The following is a 22734-nucleotide window of genomic DNA, read 5'->3' as shown; positions in this document are numbered from 1 at the left end:
TCCACACAGATCCATCACTGAAGGTGCATGCGATCCGCAGCGGATCATCGAGGATCTCGGCGGGCATCAGAGGTCCCCGCCCTCATCGAACTCCGCATCCGCCTCGCGTCTCGAGCGGTCCTCGTCGACCAGTCCGTGCGCCCGTCCAGCGCGTTCGTAGGCGTCACGGTAAACCCGTGTCATATCCAATCGACTCAAGTACAGCTCGGTGACTGTCACCGAGGAATGACCCAGAAGATCACGCAACACCAACAGCGGATCGGACTTGCTCAGATACAACGCCAGCGCGGCGTCGTCGTCGGCGGCCACCACGAGCTTCGCGGCCTGCTCGTAGTAGCCGCTCACCAACTCCTCCATCGTGCGCATCGCCATCGAATGCCGCAGCCGATGCGGGCTGACCCTCGGAAACCGCGGCTCGGAATGCGCACGGATCCGGTCCGCGGTCCGTGCGAAGACGGTCGGCCACGCGGTGAACGGGCCGCCATCAGCGCGCAATCCCACCAGCAGCGAACCGCCATCGGCTGAGACCAAGCGGCGACGTTCGGACGGCACCAACGACGACCAAGCCGTACGTACTCCGTTGATCCGACCACCGTGAGGATCGCACTCGGTCACCACCAGTGGCTCGCCCCACGACGCGGGTGGCCGCCACGATGAGTCCTGGGCCACCAGGTCGCGCTCGAGATCGAGATATCGGTGTACCTCGGCCAGAACGTCGTAGGCGATCCACGTCGTGCGGAACTTCCGACCTTTCGTCACCGCGGCTGGAACCGGGAACTGGACCGGCAATCGGGGAACTCGAACCGGCAACGGTGGCACCTCGCATGCCAGCAGATAGGTGAACTCCTGGCGCCTCAAACCCGTAGACAGCACCATCCGGCCCACCGCACTGTTGCGAGCAAGCTCCCGGCCGCGGAACCGAGAATCCTCGGCACCGTCGACCCCGATCCCACCCAGCGCGTTCACGAACAAATCGACGAAATCGCTGTCCAGATACTTGATCGTGACATGGGTCTTCCCCTGCCGACGCCGTGCCAGATTCACCCGAACCTCACGCCGCCGCTCACCGAACACGACGACCGCCTGGGAGTACGTGAACGGCTCAGCAGCGCAATACTGTTCGACCATCGACCACCGATAGAACACACCCAGAATCGACACGTTCTGATTCCACGTCGACGCCTCGAACCGGGCATCCAACGGACCACACGCGCGGTGAACCGCGTACGTGCTCAAAGCTTCCTTCAGCCTGCGACGCTCATCGAACAACTCCACACCATGGCGACCGAGGAACGTCATCCACTCCCGAAGGGTGCGCGCGTAGTACACCCACGACCTCGGTGCCGGACAACCATTCGCAGGCAACTGCCGAAGCCAACGATTCACCACCACAGTCGATCTCGCACCACGATCGTCCTCGAACAACAAGTCGTCATCGACCAATATCGGCATCTGCTCAGGAATCACAGGCTTCGCTGACACAGCCCAGGACTTCCAGTCCTGCGAGGAGAAGAAGGTCGTCTGCACGACCGGCGACCATACGTACCTCACACGAGCACATGCAACCGACAAACACATTGCACTGCAACGAGTTTAAAAGAATCGAGACACGCCCAAACCGCAGCGACAATCATCCCGGCCACGTGCAGCGGGTAGATCGGGTCGCGGCGCCCGCCCAGCGTGACCGAGGTGTCGCGGGCGATCTGCCCGGTTTCCTCGGCGGAGAAACCTACCGCGTGGACGTAGGGACGCGGACCCAAATGTGTTGCGCGCCAAGCATCGAGGGGCTGGCCTTTTGCCTTGGCTGAGCTTCTCTGCACTTTGCAAGTCGAACCCGAGATCTGTTCAACTACAGCCGCTCAAATGGGGAACGCGTCAACACCCGGCGCGTTGTCGCCCGTTCAGCGTTGCAGGGGCCGGCTGGATGGGGGATCGGGTAGTTTGGGCCCCGAGAGTTACCCGATGATGGCGTCAGGGTGGAAGAGTGCGTCGTGCTTCCCGCATACGACGATGCACCCCCGATCTTGTGCGGTCTGCTGGTGCCTCGGACCGAAAGAGGCAATGAGCGGTTCGACCGTTCGTACCGCCCTTCCGGTCAGAGTCGACACCAGTTGGTAGTTCGGCGAATTTTCGAAACGACGCAGAGTTGGACCTACCTGCTCGATGTTCGAACGAGTTATCGGCCAACACGCCGTCATTGGCCGATGCCAACTGTCGCTCGATCGGAGCTCAGACGTCAACTCGAACTTTCGCGTTTGATGTTGAGCCGCGTGGCGAGGTCGTTCCACAGCTCCTCGGGTAGTGTCTGGCGAACGTCGGCCCACATACTCTCGACTAGATGATCCTGCCCGGCCTCGGTCAGAATTCTCCTTGCTGTCGTGCATCCCTCGGTGAGTAACGGCAGGTAGCTTTCGCCGCTGGCTTTTGCGCACTCCAGTCGCAACCCTAGCGCGTGACCGCCAGCAGCTAATGCCTCATCGACTTTGCCTGTGGAGGTGAGGGCTTGCGCCAATTTTTCCAAGGACATAGCGACATCAGTGGCGCTCGGGACTGTCGCCTGCCGGGAGAACGCCTCGCGTGCCAGCTTTACTGCGGCGCCTGTGACCTGCAGTCGTTCCTCGTGATTTTCGTGCTCCCAGCGGCGCAATTGCTCGGCCAGGGTATTCAACCCGGCAATCATGTCATCCGTTTCCTGCGCGCTATGGCCTCCCGGGCGGGAGAGTAGCTCGACGGCCGATCGCGCCAAGACGACTCCGTTATATGTACGGCTAATGAACAAGGCGTAAGCTGCACCGTTGTGCAGGGCGCCTGCACTTTCTCGAATAGTTTCCGGCCACAGCTCCGCGCAGGCGTAAATAATTGGAAGAGCCGCTTCCGCAGAAGATAAGTATTCCTCTAGATTTCCTGACTGGATAGCATCCTCCGACCATCGGCAAAGAATAGGTGGAAGCATAGCGGCCACCGGGCCCAGCTCTATTGGCGTAGATTCAGAACTGGATCGTAGATAGCGACCCAGCATTGTGCATGCTGTCTCGCGTATCTCCAGGGGAGTCTCCTTTACCATCAGAAATCTTAGGACAATGAGAATGTCTTTGCCATCCATCTTAGTAGGATCGCAGGTCTGCAACTCCTTCGCTAACTTCAATACGGTTTGAACCGTGTATTCCCAACATTTGGGATCAAAGACGATTATCCTGCCATCGTCCGTGTCCTGCTCTAGTGGCAAAACTGTCGATTTAAGCATTACCCATGGGTGGGTGCGTATGCCGCTGCGTATTTGAGCGGGATCTGCGAGGAGGCTTGCTAGCCAATCACTTCGCTCTCGCCCGCGCTTCGCCATGTCCAGAAGCGACAGATGTAACTTTACGTGGCGGTGCACGCTCTCCGAGGCTTCGACTTCGGAGAAGTCGGGATGCACTTCAGGCAAAAGCCGAATCTCATCGACAGAAATCGCCAGGGCAGCGTCGTAGTCCGCGCGTTCTATGTGTGCGTTTCTAACGACCCACATGGAGCGTAGTAGGTGAGGCAAGAATGAACCTGGAATATTCTCGACCATTTTTCTACGCATTTCGAGTGCGCTCATCCCAATTTCGATAGCTTCCTCGTAGTTTCCTGCTTCCAATTCCAGAGCGGCCAGATTGTGTAAAGTTGCAGACAGATCGGGCGAGTACAGGTGAGGATTGATCGCGGCAAGCTCCAGCCTCAAAGAACCTGAGGCATTTAGATACTGACGAGCCTGCTCAATGTCCCCGATCTGTGACAGATAATTCCCTAGATTAGCTAAGCATGTGGCCAGGTTCATCTTGGCCGGTCCGGTCAACTGTGTTGGATCGCCCTGTAGGTAGGCAACCAAGTTACGCATGATCTGTATGGCTTGATTTACATCGCCGTTTTGAGCGAGAACTGCGGCGTAGCCGTTGGCCACCCGTAGATAGCCCTCGTCTGATGCGTCGCCGCCGCGTTCGATCCATTTTTGGAACATGTAGACTGCGGATTTGCTTTGAACCAGCGCCGATGTCCGGTCGCCTGTAGACAAGAGTCGGTCGCCGTAGCGTGAAATGACTCCTGCTGCCCACGCCAGCTGGTACATTGGCGTACTGGTAATCCCTTTGCCCGAAAGTATCTCTGTCCAGAGAATATTAGTAGCTTGAGATGCCAGCTCTAGTGATCGAGTGGGCTTTCCGACTTCGGCGAGCAACTCCGCGTAGGCGTCGAGATCGGACACCTTTTCCTCGGCTGACAATTCGTCGAATTTCGGGTGTTTTATCAGCATTTCGAAGGCGGTCTCCAGGCTCAGCTGGGAATCGAGATTTATGCTGCGAGGGGCGATGTCTCCGAGCTTATGGACGACGCTTCTGAGGGTATCGAATGACAAATGAGGACAGATTCTTTCCACCACGCTACCGCCAGCGAAGACGGAAATTATCGGATTCGATTCTATGGCGGAAGCGAGCAGGGTTCGGATATGAGGCCACCGGTCGCCGGCATCGGCGAGCACATTCAATACAGTTCGTACCGTGGGATTTGGGGTTTCGATGACGCCGGCATCCGTTTGATGGCTAGATTTATCGGCCAGTAGGTTCAGAATGAGCCTGTCGCATTCCGGGCCTCCCCATCCCTCCAAAAACTCATCATCGCCTACACCGTCCAACGCGCGAGCTATTAGATCTTCGCCGATTCTGTCCGGCAGAAGAGGCCAAAGATATACGGACCTTACTGGCGAGGGGTATATCGTCGCGTGGTCCTTCAAGACGACAACGCAATCTTGAAATCCCAATCGAGATAAGAGCGGCTCCGCGTCTTGGAGCGGCAGACCGCGGACGGTTATGGCGACGATAGTTGCATGAAACAACGTAAAGAGCGACGTCTTGATCGGTACCATTGGTGTCGGCGGTGCATCGGAAAGCCCTGTCCAATGGTTTATTTCTCGATCGATGAGCGAGCTGGATAGCTCTTCCCACCGATTCCCATATGAATCGGCCACAGGATTGTTTCCTAACACATCCAATACCTCAAGCAGAGCTCTCAGCTGGATCGCTAGAGCGTGATCATATTTGGCGTCTTTGGGCCTACGATCGTCCGCAGTACTCGAAGTAGATTCATTAAGGCCGGGCTGGGTCGACGTTGAATCGTTCCCGTATAGCGAAAAATGCTGTGCAAAAGCAGACCTGGCAGCCTTGTGCAAACTGAGGGATGTGTCATAATTCGATGCGATATTTCTGATTGGTCCGGAGGTCGCCGAGAAGTGGAATCCTCGGATAAGGTGTGCTACTGGAGACCAGAATAGTGTCGACCGTGCGGTCATTAGTACGCGGATCTTTGCCTGGTATCGCGCGACAGATCGGAAGAATTCGTTCAGGCTTGAACGGGACCATCGATCTGCGTAATCCAGAATGAACAGGGCACCCGCGCGTTGTTTGAAGCTATCAACAGCGATCTCTGGATCGTGCTGCTCTGTATATGGTAGGTCGGTGGAGTCTGTGGCAATATAGGATTGCCAACCTTCCGCCTCAGCTAGCTGAGCAATTCTGAGTGCAAGTCTTGTCTTGCCAAAGCCTCCAGGGCCTGAGATCAGTCGAGCAGCTCGAATGCCCTCTCCATTTAGCCAGAGAATCAGGTCTTCTTCATCATTCGTCGGCACGAATGGGACTATTTCGAATTGAGGATTCAGCAGCGACGCTGGCCCGGCGTGCGGAGGAATTTCCGGTGCAGCCTGGACTGGACTCAGTGAGAATCCGGCAGAACCGGTAACGATTGTATTGTTGTCGCCAGCGACCACTATCCCTTGGACATCACCGTCTATGACGATATGCTTTGGCTGCTCGGAGCTCATCGCTTCTGCCGTGTAATGTTCTCGTCGCCTGCTACCGCAATACCGGAATTGTTCCCCTTGATGCTAATAGAATTTCCTTTTTGTTCGGAGTCGGATCGCTGTGACCTACGACTGCCGAGTACTCCTGTTGCTCCGCATACTGCGATAGCCAATCCTGACAGAGATACGAATAGTCCTAGGACGCTCGCAACTTTGTCGGCGCGGTCGAGTCCTATCCTGGTGAGGTATATGGCTAAGGCAATCGTGGAAATGAGAAATACTGCGGTACCGATCCATGTGAGTGCACGGTTCACATTTTCCTCGCAAAGTGGTCGCGTTACTCGTTAACAAAGACGTGTTTTTGTGTTCGGCAACTAACGTTATTTGACTGCCGCTGTGTGGGTAAGTATACGGCACATCTTGCATCGGCGAGTGGTCAATTGCAAGTTGGCCAAAATGACGCGATTAGAATGTTTGTTCGACATCTTGAAGGTGAGCTTTGGCTAAGCTCACGGGTCTTGATTGATATGCATTTAGGGACCAAGGGGGCAACTGGTGGAGGAGTCTGATGGCGAAGATTCTGGCTATAGTAACTGATGTGTAGAATTATGGATTTCTGCGTCGTATGACGTGATGCTGTTTCATTTACGTAGGTAGGCTGCTGGGGTTGAGTTGACTGCGGCGCAACTCGGACAATTGCGGGATCCGACCTACAGCCCGGATGTCGCGGCGACAGTCGGTGGCCGCGAGCGGATCGAGTTGTGGCATGCGGAGAACCGGCCGATGAATGAGATCGCGGCGATGGCCGTGGGGTATCAAGACCCGGCCGCCGCGCATGAGCGCCAGGACTTCGTTGAGGTTGCGTGTCGCCATCGCACCGATGAGCGGCAGATGATGAGCGAGACCATCGATGATCTGAGCAGCGTCGCGAGTATCCTCACCTCCGAAGGTTGTGAGATCTTCCTCCATCAGGCGGAAACGCTAGACGATGCTTGCCGTCATCGACACCTCGTTTCGCTGACGATTGCGCTCGAACTCCTCGATCGCCAGTTCCGATACAAGGAGTTCGACGTCCTGATGACCTACAAGTTCGGACAGTGGAGTCGATGCCATGATGCGCGATGGTGGGGGACGGTCAGATGGTGCAGTCAACTGTGCAGGCACGTCCGTTCAGCGTGGGCATGACCCCGTTGCCGCGATGCTCGGCAGAGAGCGGGTAGAAGCCGTGCTCGTCGGGATCGGGATGCAGCCGTGTCGGGGACCGGGTATCTTGCAGGACAACGATCCCGTCGGCGACACTGGGACCGGCACGAGCGACCTCGACGAAACGCACCCGGCGGGCGGCGAGCAACGGCAGAATATGTTGCGCGACAAGGTCGCAGGTCGCCCGCCACTCGTCACTTCTCTAGCCAGAATCTTGTTGTTGCACTGCCATGTTGGTGGGTCTCGGAGCGCCTGCCCGCGGTGCTGGCTGCCGCGCTCGCTCCGCCGGGATGGTGGCGTCGCCTATGTCGAGGATGGTTTTGTCATTGGGTGACCAACGTCCTGTGTTGCCGCTGGACACGTCCTGGTGACCATCCACTACACCCGAAAACAGCGCATCGGCTTGGCGTGTCCATCTTTCCAACCCTTAATCGATTGTTGAGCGGAATGGGTGCCCAGTCGGGGTGAATGAGGACGCGCGCCCAAGCGGGTCTGTTGGCTGGTGGTCGGGCTTGTTGGCGCCCAACTGCGGGCGATGCCGCACCGGTGACGCGAGGTCTGCTGCTAGGGCGCATCTGCGGCGGAAACGTCGGATGGGTTGCGGGTCAGCCGAACTCGCCCGCACAACTGCGGCTGAGTGGGCAGTCTGGACCGACGATGACCGCAGTGGGGGACGAACTCCTGGCGAGCGACCTCGTGGCTGCACGCGGGCTCAGGAGCTGGCCGCCAGGCGTGGGTCGATTCCGTATTGATCCGGCACGCCGAGGTGGCCGCGCAGTGTGCTGGTCTCGTAGTCGAGGTGGAACAGCCCACGCTCCTGGAGGATGGGGACCACTTGGTCGACGAAGGTGTCCACGCCGGGGTTGTAGAGGTCCATCACTACCCAGAACCCGTCGACCGCGTCGGCTTCGAACCATTCCTGCATGTGGTCGGCGACTTCTGCGGGCGGCCCGGTGATGACCGGGTGATAGTCGATGACGCCGTGTGCCAGCACGTCCCGAAGAGTCCACCCCTCGCGTGCTACCTCGAGCGCGTGCCCCGCGCGGGGGTCCGACGTGCTGGCCCGGGCAGCGGCCACCTGGCTCGGGGTCAGCGGTTTGTCGAGTTGCTGCGCGTCGAGCGGTATGCCCAGCATCGAACCGAGGTATCCGACCTGGTCGGGAAACGCCTGCCCGCCGAGCGCGATGCGCTGGTCGAGCGCCTGGCGTTTCGTGGGGGCGGTGGCGGGCAGCACGCCGGCGAAGAACTTCACCTCGTCGGGGTTTCGGCCGAATCGTTCGGCGGCCTCGCGGATCGTCGCGCGCTGAGCGCGTGCGTCCTCGATGGTCCAGGTCGCGCCGATGATCCCGCTTGCGTACATTCCGGCCAGACCGAGGCCGTGCGGGCTGCCGCCGGCCTGGAAGATCACCGGTTGCCCCTGCTCGGAGGGCGGCACGGGCAGCGGTCCGCGGGAGGCTACGTGGTGACCACGCAGGTTGATCGGCTGAACCTTCGAGGCGTCGGCGAATCGACCGGCCTCGACATCGGTCACCAAGGCGTCGCGACCCCAGCTGCCCCAGAGGGCTTGGACGAGTTGGATGACCTCGTGAGCTCGCTCGTACCGCTGCTCGCGCGGCGCGATCTCCCCGCCGTAGTTGGCGGCGGCGCGCGGATCGCTGGTCGTCACCGCGTTCCAGCCTGCTCGGCCGTGGCTCATGACGTCGAGCGTCTTGAACTGGCGGGCCAGGTTGTAGGGCTCGTTGAAGGTGGTGGAGCCGGTGGCGACCATGCCGATGTGTGTTGTGCCACGCGCGATGGCCGCGAGGGTGAGCATGGGTTCGAGCGTGCCGGCCGGAGGGGCGTGCTCGATGTCGGCCTTGAGCGCTTGGAAGTCGGGTAGGAAGAGGAATTGCAGCTTGCCGCGCTCGGCTGCTCGGGCGTAGCCGACGAGCTTGTCGAAGTTCGTGAAGTCGGCGGGATCGACGCTCGGCGCTCGCCAGGCGCCTGGTTGGGTGCCGTAGCCGTTGCCGAGTTGCATACCCAGGATCATCTGTTTGTCGTGCATCTGCTTGTTCTCCGTCGAGGGCTGAAACCGGGACGCCGGTCCCGGCCGGGTGGTCACTCGGATTCGTCGCCCACCAAGGTGCCGCCGGGGACCAGAGCGGACTCGGCGTGGCGCAACTCGACCTCGGGCTCGACGTGGGTGCGCGGGTCGCGCCGCACGCTCGGGATGAGCAGTGCGACCACGGCGCTCAACAGCAGGGCTCCGGCCAGCATCAGAAAGCCGTTGGTGTAGCCGGACTCCTTCGGCGGACCGCCGGGTGTGGCGCCGGCGGTGACGATGCTTGCCATGACCGCTCCGCCCAGAGCCCCGCCGATGGTGCGGATGTTGGCATTCATGCCGCTGGCGACGCCGGTCTGGTGCGCGGGGACAGCGGCCACGATGAGGTTGGACATCGCCGCGAATGCCATGCCGAATCCCATGCCGACGACGAGGGTGATCAGGTAGATACCCCACTCGCGGTCGTGGGCCACGGCGACGAGGAAGTAGCCCGCGGCGCCGATCACGGATCCGACGATGACCAGGTTCTTCGAGCCGAAGCGGCGTGCCATCTCACCGGCCACCACGCCGAGCACGAACACCGCCACCGTCTGCGGCAGCAACATCAGACCGGATCGGGTGATCGAGGCACCGAAGCCGTAGCCCGCAGACGACGGGGTCTGAAACATCTGGGGCAAGAACGCGAACGCGGCATAGAACGCCGCACCGGACAGCAGTGCCACGAGGTTCGTCGCCCAGACCGCCCGCATCCGCATCATCGTCATGTCGATCAGGGGGTGCTCGGCGCGAGACTCCGCCACCACCCAGACAACGGCGAGCACGACGGCGACCGCAAGCAGACCCAACACCGTGGTCGATGTCCAACCCCAGGTGGGCGCCTCACTGACACCGAGCAGCAGCGCGACCAGCCATCCCGACAGCAGCAGCGCGGTGAGCCAGTTGATGGAGCCCGCGCTGCGCTGCGGCGATTCCGGAACCAGGAAGTGGGCGGCCACGGCGGAGATGACCAGAAGGATCAGAGGCCACCAGAACAGCCAGTGGTAGCCGAAGACGGTCACGATCGGGCCGGCCAGCACGATGCCGATTCCGGCGCCGACGGCACTGAGCCCGGCAATGGCGCCCACCGCGCTGGGAACCCTGTCCTGCGGCAACTCGTCGCGAATGATGCCGAACGCCAGCGGGAGAACGCCTCCGCCGACGCCCTGGATGACCCGGCCGAGGATCATCACCAGCAGGTTGGTCGCCACCGCGGACAGCAAGCAGCCGATCGCCAGCGCTACCAACGCGATCACGAACATCCGCTTCTTACCGGTCATGTCGCCGAGGCGACCCATGATCGGTGTGAAGATCGACGCTGAGAGCAGGTAGGCGGTCAGCACCCAGGTGACGTCGGTCTGAGAGGTGTGCAACGCGACCTGGATGGTCGGCAGCACCGGGGTGACCAATGACTGCAACAGGGCGTAGGTTCCGACCCCTGCCGCCAGAACGGCCAACGTCACCTGGTGGTGAGCACGGCGCTCGGTGGTACTCGGCTTCACTGATTTTCCTTCCGTCACGACCGTGCGGCCGCACCGCCGCAACACAGCGAGACCAACTCCGCTACTCTGATGAGGAGAAGTTCTCCGCTTTACGCAACGACAATACGGAGAAGTTCTCCTTATTGTCAAAGGAGGTGGTTCGGACGTGACGGACGTAACCCGCCGGCGCGCCGCCCGGACGGACAAGCAGCGCAATCGCTCGCACATCCTGGACGTGGCCGAGCAGTACTTCACCGAGCACGGCGTGTCCGACTCGATGAACGCCATCGCCAAACTGGCAGGCGTCGGGGCGGGCACCCTGTACCGACACTTCCCCAACCGCGACGCTCTGCTCGCGGCACTTCTGCGCGCACGCAGCGACGAGCTCAAGGCCCGTCGTGACGCCATTCGGCTCGAGGCCCACGATTCGACCGCCGCGCTCGCCGCGTGGCTGGAGGCGCTGGGTCGGTGGGCCACCGCCTTCGACGGCCTGCCCGAACCTCTCCGTCTGGCGCTCGACGAGGGATCCTCGCCCCTGGCACTCACGTGCCAGGGTTACGTCACGATCACCGACGAGTTCTTGTCCGCAGCCCAACGCGACGGCGGCGCCCGACCGGCCGTGCGAGGCAAAGACCTGTTCCTGAACGTGCTCGCGATCAGTTGGGTGCGCGAGGCCGCCTTGGCCGACGAGGCGTCCGGCGGCGCGCTCGAAGACATCATGCGTGCCGGTTGGGCCACCTGACCTCACGATCCTCGGCCTAGACACGCCCCTGTCACATCGGTCGAGACGCTTTCCGGTCGCGGTCCGCCAACGCTGCCCGCGGTTGCGGGGTCGATCCAGAGCCTCGACAGCGGGAGTACGGCCACCGATGGTGATGAGCAGACCGGTGTCGTCAATCTGCTCGACGGGCTGGGCGGCATTTATCGTGATCCGACCGCCTATGAGCCGCGATCGCCGTTCATGTCCAGTTCGGCGTCACCGCCCGGAAGCGGTGGTGCGGGGCAGTCGTGTGACCGTCGAGGCGTCGAGTAGGGCATCGCGTTCGGCGATCGTGTTCGCGAGGTCGTCGGCTAGTTGGGCGATGATGATCGCATAGGTGCGAGCGAGTTGCTCGAAGTGCCCTCGTTCTGCGCGTGCGGTTCGCAGGCGCTGCTGTAGTTGTTCGAGATCGTGCTCGGCGTCTTGCAATGGCCGTGACTTGTGTTCTGCGGCTTGGAATTCGGCCTGGTACTTGTCCTTGAGGTGGTGCGGGTATTTGTGGGTGAGTATCCAGCGTTTGATCCCGGCTTCCTGCGCCAAACCGAGGATGGTCAGCTTGCCGTCGGAGTGCATTGGTGTGCCGGCGAGCAAGCGATCGGCGGCGGCCCGCAGCCGATCGCGCAGCTCGGCCGGGGGTGTGGGCTCGCCGGTGAATTCGGTCATGGTCGGTCGGCGCTCTCGTCGCGGCTGTCGCTGTGGTCGGTCAGGATCTTGTCGAGGTGGTGGAGCCGTTGTCGATGGCGTGCGAGCCGGATCGCCGGGCTGGCGGAATCGGCGACTACGGCGCGCAGTTCGGTGGCCTCGGTGCGAACCGCGACCATATCGTTGTCGGTACGAGCGATGTTGCGGCAGGTGGGGCGGCAGTCGGTGGTGTCGGGGGTGTGGCGGGCGTCGTCGGTGCTCGGCACCAGCTCGCACAAGGCTGTGGCGGCGTTGAACACGCAGGTCATGGCTTGCCCCGGATAGATTTGTAGCGAGGGGTTGGCCAGGATGTGGCGGGCTTGTCGACCGCCGCGGATGACGCGGCCGGCGAATCGGGAACTGCCACCGCCAACTCGTGATCGGTAGGCGTCGGCGGCGGGGCCGCTGACGTGCTCTCCGTCGCTGAGCCGACGTTCGGCTTCGTCGAGTTCGTCGAGGCGGGCCAGCCATTGTTCGAAGGCGAGGTCGTCGGGGAACCCGGAAGCGTAGTTGCCGCCATAGCCCTGGGTGATCTGGACGTGCAGGTGCCCATACTGGATTGCTGCGGCGACCAGACCGCGTGGACGGCGGCAGATGAACCAGGCCAGCGTGCGCCTGAACTGGGACGGCGCAATCGCCCGCGCCGGTGTCGGGATCATGTCGGTGCGGTCGTGGTCGCGGCAGTAGGCGTTGACCCAGTCGGTGAAGCGCGCCAGATCCTTGGTGATCTCGGCGCCGGTCCGGGCGCCGTCGCGATCGTGGGGTTTGCGCGTCCACACCAGACGTGACGGGAACAGCACCGCAGTGTCGGTGAGCTGTTCGAGCACGGCGACCGCACGAGCGACCGGTTCGATGACGACCCACGGATCCTCGCGGTATTGGCCCTCGGGAATCTTGGTCCCGTCGGCGTCGGTGGCGTTCTTCCATCGGAGGCCCCGCAGCAGCCATAGTCGGCTGGTCGGATCGTATGTGACGCAGTCTCGTTCGAGGCTGAGTATTTCCCCGGGCCGCATGCCCGACAGGTAGGCGATCACTGTGAAGCAGGCGGCGTAGAGCGCGTGCACCAGGTCCTTGACGTCGTCGTAGTCGATACGGGACCGCCACGGGCGGTCATCGAGCAGTCCGGTGGGGTGCCGCTGTAGGTGGGCGGCTTCGGCGACGGGCATTCCCGCGTCGAGGATGGTCTTGCGATGTGGTCCGTCGCGTTCGAGGAGTTGGTAGTCCAGGCCGGTCAAGCGCCCCAGATGTGCCCAGTGCGGCTCGAGAACCCCCTCGGCGGTTCGCTTGCCGGGCAACGGTTCGCCTCGGGATCGGAACTCGCTGATGAGCGCGTCGATGCGGGTGGCGGCGTCCGCGAAACTGGCATGCCGGTTGGATGTCGGTGCCGGGTAGGTCGGTCTCGTGCGGCCGACCAGAGTGCGGTACTCGGCACGGGCGGCGGTGATGTCGTCGCTGAAGTCCTCGACGAATCTCAGTGCCCAGCACAACATCAGACTCATCGTGGTTTCGGGGATGCGCGGTGTGAGGTTCTCGGCGGGGCGCCGCAGCGGTCCCAGCAGGAAACGGGCCTCTTTCCCGTTCCAGGGTGGTTCCTGCGGCAGGCGTGCCTCTGGCGGGAGGGCCTCGCGCATGGCCCACAGACGCCGCACGGCCTGGATTACATCGAAGCGTTCGGCCTCGCGTATCGGCGCGTCCCGGACGGCGTCGAGGAATCGGTCGAGATCGCTGGTGGTGACCGCCTCCAGGGTGGTGATCGCGTGGTGGTCCAACCAATCGAGGAACACGCGGACCATGCGCAGGTGGTTGTGCATCGAGGTCACCGACAGCTGTCCTTTGAAACTGGCGCGACGCAGCACGGTCACGTCGTGGTCGCCGTTGAGTTCCAGCCACACATACGCTTTGGCGATCCGACGAAAGGACTCGGGAACGAGCGCGAAGTTCAAACTCTTCGACTCGTAGTGTTTCTCGTGGATGGCGGGGCTGAGTTTCCAGCGGTCCTCGGCGAAGCGGGACAGATCGGCGGGAGCCACGTCGGGGCGCAGTGCGCGATTGAGCAGCACTGGCGTGTCGGCGTCGAGGATATAGCCCCCGGCTCGCAGCACGGCGGATCGGGCGGGTCGGGTCATCGATGATCCAGTTCCTTGTCGAACAGTCGCGCCACCAGCGCGTGATGGTCGGGGCCGACCTCGGCACGGGCGCGTTCGACCGCAGCGCTGCCGGCTAGGGTGAGTAGGTCGTCGAGTTGGCCGAAGGGATAGGCGAAACGCTGCGCCCACCGCAGCGCGGTCATCTGTGTTCGACGTCGATCGAGCAGCTCGTACGCGGCGATCTGAACAGGCAGATGGTGCGGCAGGGCTCGTGCGCACGGGCAGTCCAGGCATTTGAGGAACGACGCGGTGCACGCGCGACCGGGCTCGGTATGGGGGCTGTTGAAGTTGTCGGTGCACGCGGCCAGCACCGTGTCCGCGTCACGGGCCACCAACAGTCGCAACACCGCCTCGCTGATGCCGAAACGGGCCGCGACCGCGCTCGGTTCACGGCTGGCCTGTTCCAGATCGGCTGCGCTGAGCTGGGGGATGGTGCCCATCGAGCGCGCCTTGCCTGCCTCGGCGGTCAAGATGTCGGCGACCAACTGTTGGTACTCCACCACGGTGCAGCGGTCTCGACGCAGGTAGGTGTCGGCCAGTGTCGTGGTGGTGTGCGCGACGGGGCGTTGCTCGCGGGCGGCGTGGGTGGCCCGTAGTCGCGCCAACGACACCCCGAGCACGGTCGTCTGTCCGTCCTGGTCCGGATCGGTGTCGAGCATCAACTCCCGTCCCCAGTTCCCGGCCAACACATGTTGGTCTGGGGTCTTGAATCCTCTGCCGGACTTCGGATTCCAGTACACGAAGAGCCTGTCGCTACCGAGAATGCGACGCGCGGAGCTCGTCAACTCGTGTACGAGCGTGTACACCCCGAAAGGGCTGCGCAGCTCGTCGAACGCGGAGACGGTCCCGTCGGCGCGGGCGCCGATATCGGCCCACACCGGCAGATCGGTGAATGCCGCGGTCATGTGGGCGCGGCGGCCCCGGCGGGGTTTGACCAGGTCGACCTGCACCGAGGCGATCGGACCCGTGTAGCCGTCGGGGCGATGGTGGGCGGCCGGGGCGTTGTAGATCGTCGAGCCGTTCTGGCCGGTCAACCGAACCAACAACACCGCGAACGCGGCGACCTCACGCCAGTCCAGATGCACCGCGGTATTGACCGCCAGCGCGCCTCCGTGACGGCCCGCGCGCCGTAGTGTCCGCTCCTCGGGCAGCGCGTAGATATCCCCGACCCGCTCGACGTGATCGATCAACTCGCAGTATTCGGCGCGGACCGGATCGCAGACCAGGTCTGTGTCGTTCTCACGCCACCGCGCCAACAGGTCGAGGTTGGCGCGGATCCGGACCGCGGCACGACGAGCCATGTCGCGGGCAGCGCCCAGAATCCGCGCTTCCTCGGTCCTACTGTAACTGGCGTGCGCGGTGAAGCTGTCACGGCGCACCGGGACTCGCTGTGCGCACCGGGCCGTGAAAATCGGTGTCAATCCCTCGACCTCGACCAGCAAGGACCGCAAAACCCCGACGTCCATCCCCGACGACGCCAACCCAGAGCGTCGCATCAGGAACTCGTCCAGATGCGACGGACTCAGATCCGCCGCCGACAGCGGCGGCCGATCACGCCCGGCCAACACCTCACAGAACCGCAACAGAAGCGTGAAAGTGTTACGTGCCGACCCGGCCGCTTTCACCCGCCCTTCCGGACCGGTGTGGGCTTCGAACGCGCGGGCGAAAGCGACTCGCAGCTCATCGCTGACCGGCAATCTCGTGAAGTCGAAATCGATCGGTCGGCCACCGCGCTCGGCCACGAAACGCACCACACACCGGTCGCCGTCGCCGAACAATCGTTGCGGGGGAACATATCCCGGATCCGGCATCGCCGCCTGTCGACCCCGGCTCACCGGAGGGACCCGACCGGATCGGTGAGCACCCGACCGTCACGGCCGAACACCGCGCGCATCAGCTTCGAGACCGACTCCTCGGCGGCGTGCGCCAACAGCAACTCGACTGCCAGACCGCGGAAAGGCTCCAGATAGGTGTGCCGGGTCGAGCGGGGATCGGTATGTCCGAGCATCAGCTGCACCAGATCCCACGCATCCCCGAACTGCTCACGAAAATCGCTGGTCTCCTGCCCGCTCAGATGCGCCACCCGCGCCTGATAGACCAACCGACCCACCGAAAACCAGCGCAGAGCGAAACTGTGGCGCAACATGTGCGGCGCACCCGCGAACCCGGCAAGTCCCAGCCGCGCCAGCCGTGCGTTGGCCTGGGAAAAGGTGTGCTCCCACCCATGCGGATCACGAGCCAGACCGTCCTCGTTCAGCCACACCGCCGCGGGCTCGAGACCCTCGGCCCCCTGCACCAGCAACCGGCGGCGCTCCGAGAGGTCCAGCGTGTCCAACGACACCTCCGAAACCCCGCCGTCGAATCCGCGCAACCGAACCCGCCGCGACGCGGAGACCGAAACTATGATCCGGGCGTCCGTGAGGCGCCGGTAGCGGTCGGCGCGCTGGGCGCGGCCCACGGCACGGGCCCGCTCACCCTCGACGTAGCCCAAGACCTCCACGAGCGTTCGGCGCGGCATCCAATACTCTCGGCCTCGACCGCCCTTCGCGCACTCAGCCGCTAAACGACAGGTCGTGTATACGCGTCGCGGATCATCGCCCGGCAATTCCAGCATCAACAGCGATCCCATCTCCGACAACCGCAGACCAGTCCCATACAGCGCGTCGGCGAACGCGCCGTCACGCTGGGAATTGCGGCCCCGGAACCCAGGATCCTCGCTACCGTCGAGCGCGAACCCCATCAAACCGACATCCCGATAACGCCGGTACCCGTCCGGATCGAACCACTTCACATGGCGATCCCTGCTCGCCGACGGCACCGTCACCGGTTCACTGCCGTACCTGGCATCCGCACCACGCCGCGGCCGAACCCTGATGGGATCGGGTAGGCCGAACTCACCGCACGCCCACCTATAGAACAATCGAAGTGCGATCAGGTCGTGCTCGTAGGTGCCCGGGGCAACCCGACTCGGATTACGCGCATCGCTCAACCGCCACACCTTGAACGCCGACTGAGCCTCCCTGCCAGCACGATCCCACGAAACACCATAAGCGGCAAGAAAGTTCAGCCACACCAACAAGCTGTAGGCATACTTACGCCATGTCGTACGACTCGCGTTGCCCAGTTCATCGCTGACGAACCAGCGATTGACCCGGGCGTCGGCAACACCGCCAGGCCCCAAGAACACCGGCTGCCCTGCCCTCATCCGTCCATACGCTCGCTCCAGCACGTCGCGATAACGCACCGCGACCGGATCCGCTGCGAAATTCGGCGGAATATAGCTATTACCAACAAAGTACAGAGTCCATCCCTCGGTCACACCGTGATCGGTTCCCGTCTCCTTCACCTGGCCTCCATTCCTCGCTACCCGCCGACCTCCCCGCCACGGAGGAAGATATGAGCCAGCGGAAAGCTCTCATCGAGAACGGATTACAACACGGCCAGACCCGCTAGAGAACGTCACCTGTCTGCGCCACCATTACCAGCAGGTTCGACAGATCGTCGAGCAACTGCGGGGGGCGGAAACCCGGATCGAGCAGAGTACGGGCAACGCCCGCGGCGCTGTCTACGCCTAGCCCGAACGACCAGCACACCGGCATCGTGTCGTCATCGAAAAGCGTTGTGAGAGGGAATAATCCCTCGGTTTCTTCGACCATGAGAGCGGTTCCTTTCGGCACATGACGCAGCTCCGGCACGCACGGGACCGTGACCGGGAGGCCGGAATCGGAACCAGAAGCCCGCACTCGGGGCAGGCGGTGCTCGGGATCGCCGCCTGTGTCAGCGGTCGAGGGGGCGGCGGGCGTGCAGGAGCACGGCGTCGGTGTCGGGGCCGGAGGTGGCGAAGGATCCGGCGGGCAGTGGTTCGTGACCGCCGTGGCGGTGATGAAGTCCCGCATCGCATGGTGGTCACGGTCGGCGCGGTAGGTGTAGCCGTTGGGCGCCAGCGCCAGCAACTGGCCGCCATCATCGAGCAGCTCCCACGCGGTGTGGAGGTGGTCCATCCACACCGTCGGCTGCCCGGGGAGCGCGAAGGGCGGGTTCATCACCACAGCGGCATAACCGGTTGTCGCGGTCGCGGCGAATTCCTCGAAGCTCGCGATCACGAGGGTGACGCGTGGGTCGTAGTCGATGGCGGCGGCACGCGCGCGGTCGGGCTCGACGGCGGTGACCTCCACAGTCGGGTTGGTGGCCAGGATCGCCCGCACGAGCGCCCCGTCACCGGCCGAGGGCTCGAGCACCCGCGCGCCGGACGCGAAAGCGGCGATCCCGGAATGCTCGCCTGCGACGAGGTGGCGGGCCAGCGGCTCGGGGGTCGCGAAGTACGCCTCGAGGACTTTCCGGTCGGTGTTGGGGGTCACGCCGCGCGCCACGGCCGCGGCGATGACCTGGGTGGGGTCGTCGGGGAAGACGTGGGCTCGAGCCCGGCGGTTCCAGCGTCCGCCCATGGACTCGATGACCCTGTCGATCTTGCGGTAGTCGGCCTGGCTCAACTGCTGGGGCAGCACCAGGTTGTTTCCCTCGATTCGTGATCGGGCCAGGATCTCGCGAGCGAACTCGGGTACCGGCACCGACGTTCTCACAGCCATCGATGATCACCTTTCACACAGAACGGACACAGACAAACAGGCCCACAACAGCGGGCGGGAACCCGAACCACGCGGCACAGCGCGGGCTGCCGGAAGGCCGTGGTGGACTCGAACTCCGGGCGTCGCGCCGGTCTGGACCGGTCACCAGGACGGGTCGAGGACCAGGTCCACCCACTCGTCGACGACGGCCAGGCGGTAGCGGACGCGGAAGCCATCGGCCGGGGTGGTGGCGATTTCCAGCCGGTAGTGCTCGGTCCAAGTGCGCAGTTCGTCCCCGGCGGCGGCGAGCCGGTACCGCGCATCAGGGTCCAGGGATTGAAAGTGCTCGCCGTAGTCGGCGAGACTGCCGGTGTACAGGGCACCCGCATAGCACCACACGTAACGGCGCGGTTCACCGTGCAGACACCGTTGGTCGTGGGACACGTGGACACCGCCCAAGACCGAGCGCGCCGACTCCGGGCACCCGCAGCGGACCGCCACCGTGGCGTGGCGGCGCGCGATCGTGGCGTCGTCGACCCGGATCCGGGTCGACGCCGATCGCGCGAATTCGGCCGAGGTGTGGTGCGCATCCACCGCGTGGCCGTCGTTGCCGGTCATGCGGCGGGTTTGCTGGTGAGGTGGGAGACCAGGGTCCGCAGGGCGCGCAGTCGTCCGCGGCGGGGCTGGAGGTTGAGGTAGGTCGACACCTCGACCGCGGCGACGAAGGCTTCGGCGAGCTTGTCACCGAGTTCATCCACCTCACTGCGCTTGTCCAGCAGGGTCTGGACCTGCTCGCTCAGCCGCGTGATCTGTGGCCCAGGTCCTGCCAACGCGGTCGGGACGAGTTCGAACCCGAACTCCTCGGCCAGCATGGCCAGCAGTTGCCGCCCGTTGGGCATCGGGGCCTGATCTGCGGCCTCGATCTCGGCCAGGCCGTGCGGAGTCGAGCAGACCACGCAGAACTGGCGCGGTTGTTCGTAGCTGCACCGGGTCTTGTCGTGTACCTCATCGAGCGGCTGGCCCTGCTGGATCAATTCGTCCAGAGCCCATCGGCCGTCCTCGAACACCATGTACACCTTCACCGCGTTCTCGACCCGATGCTCATCGGGCATGTAGGGGTCGAAATCGGGGTGATAGGCGTCGATCTCGTCGTCACTCACGACGTTCTTCCTTTCTGCCGGTTCGGATGTGGGCATGCGGCTCCCGGGGCGGGACAGGTCGTGCCGGAACACGAACCGCACTGCGGGGAGCCGAGCGTGCTGCGGGCGGATTCAGTCGATCCAGTCGGCGACCGGCCCGGTGTCGGTGGTGGTGGCGTCGGCGACGACCTCGGCCATGGACACATCCACACGGAAGCGGTGCCCGATGTCGGCCTCGACCGCGGCGTACTGCGCGGCCAGCTCGGGATGCAGGCGCGCGGCCTGCACCAGTCCTGACCTGGATGAATAGATGCAGAACACGCACGACGCGCTTAACTGGACTACGGAGTGGCACCCGAGACTGGTGTCTAGTACTGATCTGGTCGTATGAGGCTGGCGGGAAGCCGTGATCGCGTGGCTGGCTATTCGCTTTCTGATGTCGCGCCACCGGGCAGGCCGTGCAGCTTGCGGACAAGCGCAGAAGCGCTCGATTTCTTCGGTGACAGGGTCTTCGCGTGCTACTGGTGGCCATTCATGCGCGCCATCGACGGCAGCGGTGCGATAGGACTGGATCGGGTGTGCAGCGCCTTGGGCGATGAGCACCTGGTGGCTCTGGCGTTCGTGGAGGTTCCCGGCGTCTTGCTCTGTGATGGGAGGAGCCGCGCTCGATGTGGGTCAGCCAGCGCGGGATCGTGGAGTTCTCGCTGGGCTCGTCGTCGGCCCGGACGTCAACAGGCCCCCATACGTGATCAGGCGAAGGTGACCACCGATGTTCGGGCGCACTCACGTGTCGCGCTCGGCATCCAACTCGCTAACTAGTAGTCTTATGCGCATTCAGACATGTATGAGCGTTGGTTGGATCGGCGCTCCCGACTTCAAGAGGTTCGATGACAGCGACTCTGCATCAGGAACACAGTGATCACACGCATGTCCACAGGGAAGGCTGCGGGCATGTTGCCTTTCCGCACGGCGACCATGTGGACTATGTCCACGACGGGCATATTCATCGTGCCCACAACGGTCATTTCGATGAATGCGAGCCTGAGGCGCACCACGCTCACGATGGCCACGACCATGTCCATGGGGCGGGCTGCGGACATGTCGCCGTACCTCACGGTGATCATGTCGACTATGTCCACGACGGATGTCGCCACGCGGCTCACGGTGGACACTACGACGAGCACTGAACGGCAACTGCGCCGTGGCGACAAGGGCCTCTCGGAGGGTGAGACTTTGAGACTGGCCCGGTTGCTGAGTGTCAAGATCTGAGGCGAGCGAACTCGATCTTGTAACAGGTGGCGTTGAGGGCGCGATGTGACCTAACTGATCCGTTGGCTAACCGAACAATCCGCAGGCAGCTGCGCGCCTCGATTCGGCACCGCGACCGCGTGTGGGTCGGTGTGGCTCGACTTGCGCGATTCCTGGGGCGGGGCCGGATCTATCGAGGACTCGAACGGTAAATGGGAATGATAATCGGTACTGTGAACTCATGTCCGACGAGGGTTTCACAAAGGCGTTCGACAGCACCGGGGGTGATTTCGACCGCTTGGGTGAGTACTTATGGGAGCCGATCGGGGCGGCGACTGTCGCCGCCACCGGTCCCCAGTTGGGCGAGCGGGTGCTCGATGTCTGCTGCGGGACCGGTGCTTCGGCGATTCCCGCAGCGCTCTAGGTAGGAGAGACGGGGCGCGTGGATGCGGTGGATCAGGCAGAAGTGCTGCTCGGACAGTTGCGGGGACGGGCGAGAGGGTTGCCGCAGTTGCACACTCACGTGGCTGATGCCACGACCTGGCCGGATCGCGACTATGACGTGGTCCAGGCAGTGCTGGGTATCTTCTTCTTTTTGCAGATGGCCTCCGGTACCGAACATGTCATCGCCCGGGCTCGGGCCGGGGGACGATGTGGTTTGACGATCTGGCGTCGCGGAGCGATGGAAACGGCCGGACAGCACTTGCGCGGCGCGGTAGCGCAGGTCACCGGGACCGCGGCAGAATCGCGGAAACAACATCTCATCGATCGCATCAACCAGCCCGAGACCTATCGCGGGTGGCTGACCGACCGCGGGCTGACGCAGGTCGAAGTGACCGAACACGAACTCGTGCTGCCGATCACACCGGAGTTGGCTTGGCTCGTGGTCACGGGATCGGGATTCGCCGCCGCACTCGCGGGACTGGACACCTCCGGTGTAGAGGCCGTGCGCCGAGCCTATCTGGCTTCGTTGAACGAGGCCGGGGTCCGGCATCTGGACGCCACCACACTGGTGGGAGTCGGTACTCGGCCGATGACCTGACCGTAAAGTACCGCGGCGCAATCAACCTGCCCGACCAGTGTCGCCGTTGCGCGAAGCGAGGGGTGCCTGGCTGCGAGTACGGTGTGTTGCCGGTGGCGCGGCGCCTCACCGAATTAGGCGCACCCCGCCGGCGCATATTGTCCGTCCTCGCGGCAGAATTCGATCGTGCTGATCGCGACCGCTCCGGCGTTCCTCCTGGACGAACCGGGCATGGTGGCGGCCGGTTTCACCGGGTCGCTGGCGACTGCGGTAGCGCGGCCCTCTGGGGCGGTGCTGTGCCCTGCCGCTCTTCCGGGGCGTCAGGCTGGTGCCAACTGTAGGGCCCGGTCGACTCGGTGAGTCATGTTTTCGTTGGTCGGTACGGTGTGGTGTTCGTGACGTCGGCGCAGTTCGGCGAGCTCTCGCGGCTGTTCGATGACCACCGGATGTCTGTTCGACACGTGCGGCGCGCCTGCTGGGAACTGCTCACTGCCGAGCACAAGGCCGCGATCTCGGCGTGGGTCAGAGCCAATGCCACCCAGGTGACCTTCCGGGGACGACTGAGGCCGGGCGACACCTCCTGACCGTGGTCGGGTAGAT

Annotated in this window: 18 protein-coding genes; 6 read left to right on the top strand and 12 right to left on the bottom strand. The window is 63.3% G+C overall.

Annotated elements, in window-relative coordinates:
* Positions 1–66: 66 nt before the first annotated feature.
* Positions 67–1161, bottom strand: a complete 1095-nt coding sequence (locus tag JZ792_RS05855; RefSeq protein ID WP_254189357.1) for a site-specific integrase — start codon at positions 1159–1161, stop codon at positions 67–69.
* Between the two features lie 1075 nt (positions 1162–2236).
* Positions 2237–5833 carry a tetratricopeptide repeat protein gene (locus JZ792_RS05850; RefSeq protein WP_216907604.1) on the bottom strand — a complete coding sequence of 1199 codons (3597 nt, stop codon included), beginning with the start codon at positions 5831–5833 and terminating at the stop codon, positions 2237–2239.
* 651 nt (positions 5834–6484) lie between these two features.
* Between JZ792_RS05850 and JZ792_RS05845 the strand changes: the two genes are divergently transcribed.
* Positions 6485–6997, top strand: coding sequence for a hypothetical protein (locus JZ792_RS05845; RefSeq protein ID WP_216907602.1), 513 nt, complete (start codon positions 6485–6487; stop codon positions 6995–6997).
* Positions 6998–7727: 730 nt separating this feature from the next.
* Here the strand turns inward: JZ792_RS05845 and JZ792_RS05840 are convergent.
* Both JZ792_RS05840 and JZ792_RS05835 read right to left on the bottom strand, forming a co-directional pair.
* Positions 7728–9059, bottom strand: a complete 1332-nt coding sequence (locus JZ792_RS05840; RefSeq protein ID WP_254189356.1) for an NtaA/DmoA family FMN-dependent monooxygenase — start codon at positions 9057–9059, stop codon at positions 7728–7730.
* Between the two features lie 53 nt (positions 9060–9112).
* Complete coding sequence (locus tag JZ792_RS05835) at positions 9113–10594, bottom strand: MFS transporter (RefSeq protein ID WP_308165170.1); 1482 nt, start codon at positions 10592–10594, stop codon at positions 9113–9115.
* Between the two features lie 145 nt (positions 10595–10739).
* Between JZ792_RS05835 and JZ792_RS05830 the strand changes: the two genes are divergently transcribed.
* The gene (locus JZ792_RS05830) at positions 10740–11315 is read left to right on the top strand and encodes a TetR family transcriptional regulator (RefSeq protein ID WP_216907598.1); all 576 of its coding nucleotides are present in this window, start codon (positions 10740–10742) and stop codon (positions 11313–11315) included.
* Between the two features lie 234 nt (positions 11316–11549).
* Here the strand turns inward: JZ792_RS05830 and JZ792_RS05825 are convergent, their stop codons facing one another.
* From JZ792_RS05825 to JZ792_RS05790, 8 genes are all read right to left on the bottom strand, one after another.
* On the bottom strand, positions 11550–11996 hold the full coding sequence (locus JZ792_RS05825) for a hypothetical protein (RefSeq protein WP_216907596.1): 447 nt from the start codon (positions 11994–11996) through the stop codon (positions 11550–11552).
* The gene (locus JZ792_RS05820) at positions 11993–14140 is read right to left on the bottom strand and encodes a site-specific integrase (RefSeq protein ID WP_216907594.1); all 2148 of its coding nucleotides are present in this window, start codon (positions 14138–14140) and stop codon (positions 11993–11995) included. Before JZ792_RS05820 ends, JZ792_RS05825 begins: the two co-directional genes overlap by 4 nt.
* Positions 14137–15996, bottom strand: coding sequence for a hypothetical protein (locus JZ792_RS05815; protein ID WP_216907592.1), 1860 nt, complete (start codon positions 15994–15996; stop codon positions 14137–14139). The genes JZ792_RS05820 and JZ792_RS05815 overlap by 4 nt, the downstream gene beginning before the upstream one ends.
* On the bottom strand, positions 15993–17507 hold the full coding sequence (locus JZ792_RS05810) for a site-specific integrase (RefSeq protein ID WP_216907590.1): 1515 nt from the start codon (positions 17505–17507) through the stop codon (positions 15993–15995). The genes JZ792_RS05815 and JZ792_RS05810 overlap by 4 nt, the downstream gene beginning before the upstream one ends.
* Before the next feature lie 103 nt (positions 17508–17610).
* On the bottom strand, positions 17611–18747 hold the full coding sequence (locus tag JZ792_RS05805; RefSeq protein WP_216907588.1) for a methyltransferase: 1137 nt from the start codon (positions 18745–18747) through the stop codon (positions 17611–17613).
* Positions 18748–18888: 141 nt separating this feature from the next.
* Entirely contained in the window at positions 18889–19344 is a 456-nt protein-coding gene (locus tag JZ792_RS05800; RefSeq protein ID WP_216907586.1) for a hypothetical protein, read from the bottom strand.
* Complete coding sequence (locus JZ792_RS05795) at positions 19341–19886, bottom strand: hypothetical protein (RefSeq protein ID WP_216907584.1); 546 nt, start codon at positions 19884–19886, stop codon at positions 19341–19343. Before JZ792_RS05795 ends, JZ792_RS05800 begins: the two co-directional genes overlap by 4 nt.
* A 111-nt stretch (positions 19887–19997) precedes the next feature.
* Complete coding sequence (locus JZ792_RS05790; protein ID WP_216907582.1) at positions 19998–20153, bottom strand: hypothetical protein; 156 nt, start codon at positions 20151–20153, stop codon at positions 19998–20000.
* Positions 20154–20752: 599 nt separating this feature from the next.
* On the opposite strand from JZ792_RS05790, the gene JZ792_RS41850 reads away from it, so the two are divergent.
* From JZ792_RS41850 to JZ792_RS05770, 4 genes are all read left to right on the top strand, one after another.
* Positions 20753–21052 (top strand): hypothetical protein, encoded by a 300-nt coding sequence (locus JZ792_RS41850; protein WP_254189355.1) that lies wholly within the window; start codon positions 20753–20755, stop codon positions 21050–21052.
* A 302-nt stretch (positions 21053–21354) separates the two neighbouring features.
* Positions 21355–21537: a class I SAM-dependent methyltransferase gene (locus tag JZ792_RS05780; protein WP_216907578.1), complete on the top strand. Its 183-nt coding sequence runs from the start codon at positions 21355–21357 to the stop codon at positions 21535–21537.
* Positions 21538–21555: 18 nt separating this feature from the next.
* Positions 21556–22155, top strand: coding sequence for an SAM-dependent methyltransferase (locus JZ792_RS05775; protein WP_308165168.1), 600 nt, complete (start codon positions 21556–21558; stop codon positions 22153–22155).
* A 374-nt stretch (positions 22156–22529) separates the two neighbouring features.
* The gene (locus tag JZ792_RS05770) at positions 22530–22718 is read left to right on the top strand and encodes a hypothetical protein (protein WP_216907576.1); all 189 of its coding nucleotides are present in this window, start codon (positions 22530–22532) and stop codon (positions 22716–22718) included.
* Positions 22719–22734: the final 16 nt, after the last annotated feature.

Origin of the sequence: Nocardia noduli (assembly GCF_019038455.1) — a bacterium.
Taxonomy (GTDB): Bacteria; Actinomycetota; Actinomycetes; order Mycobacteriales; family Mycobacteriaceae; genus Nocardia; species Nocardia noduli.
The sequence above is the reverse complement of the archived record's forward strand: the minus strand, read 5'-3'. Positions and strand labels throughout refer to the sequence as shown.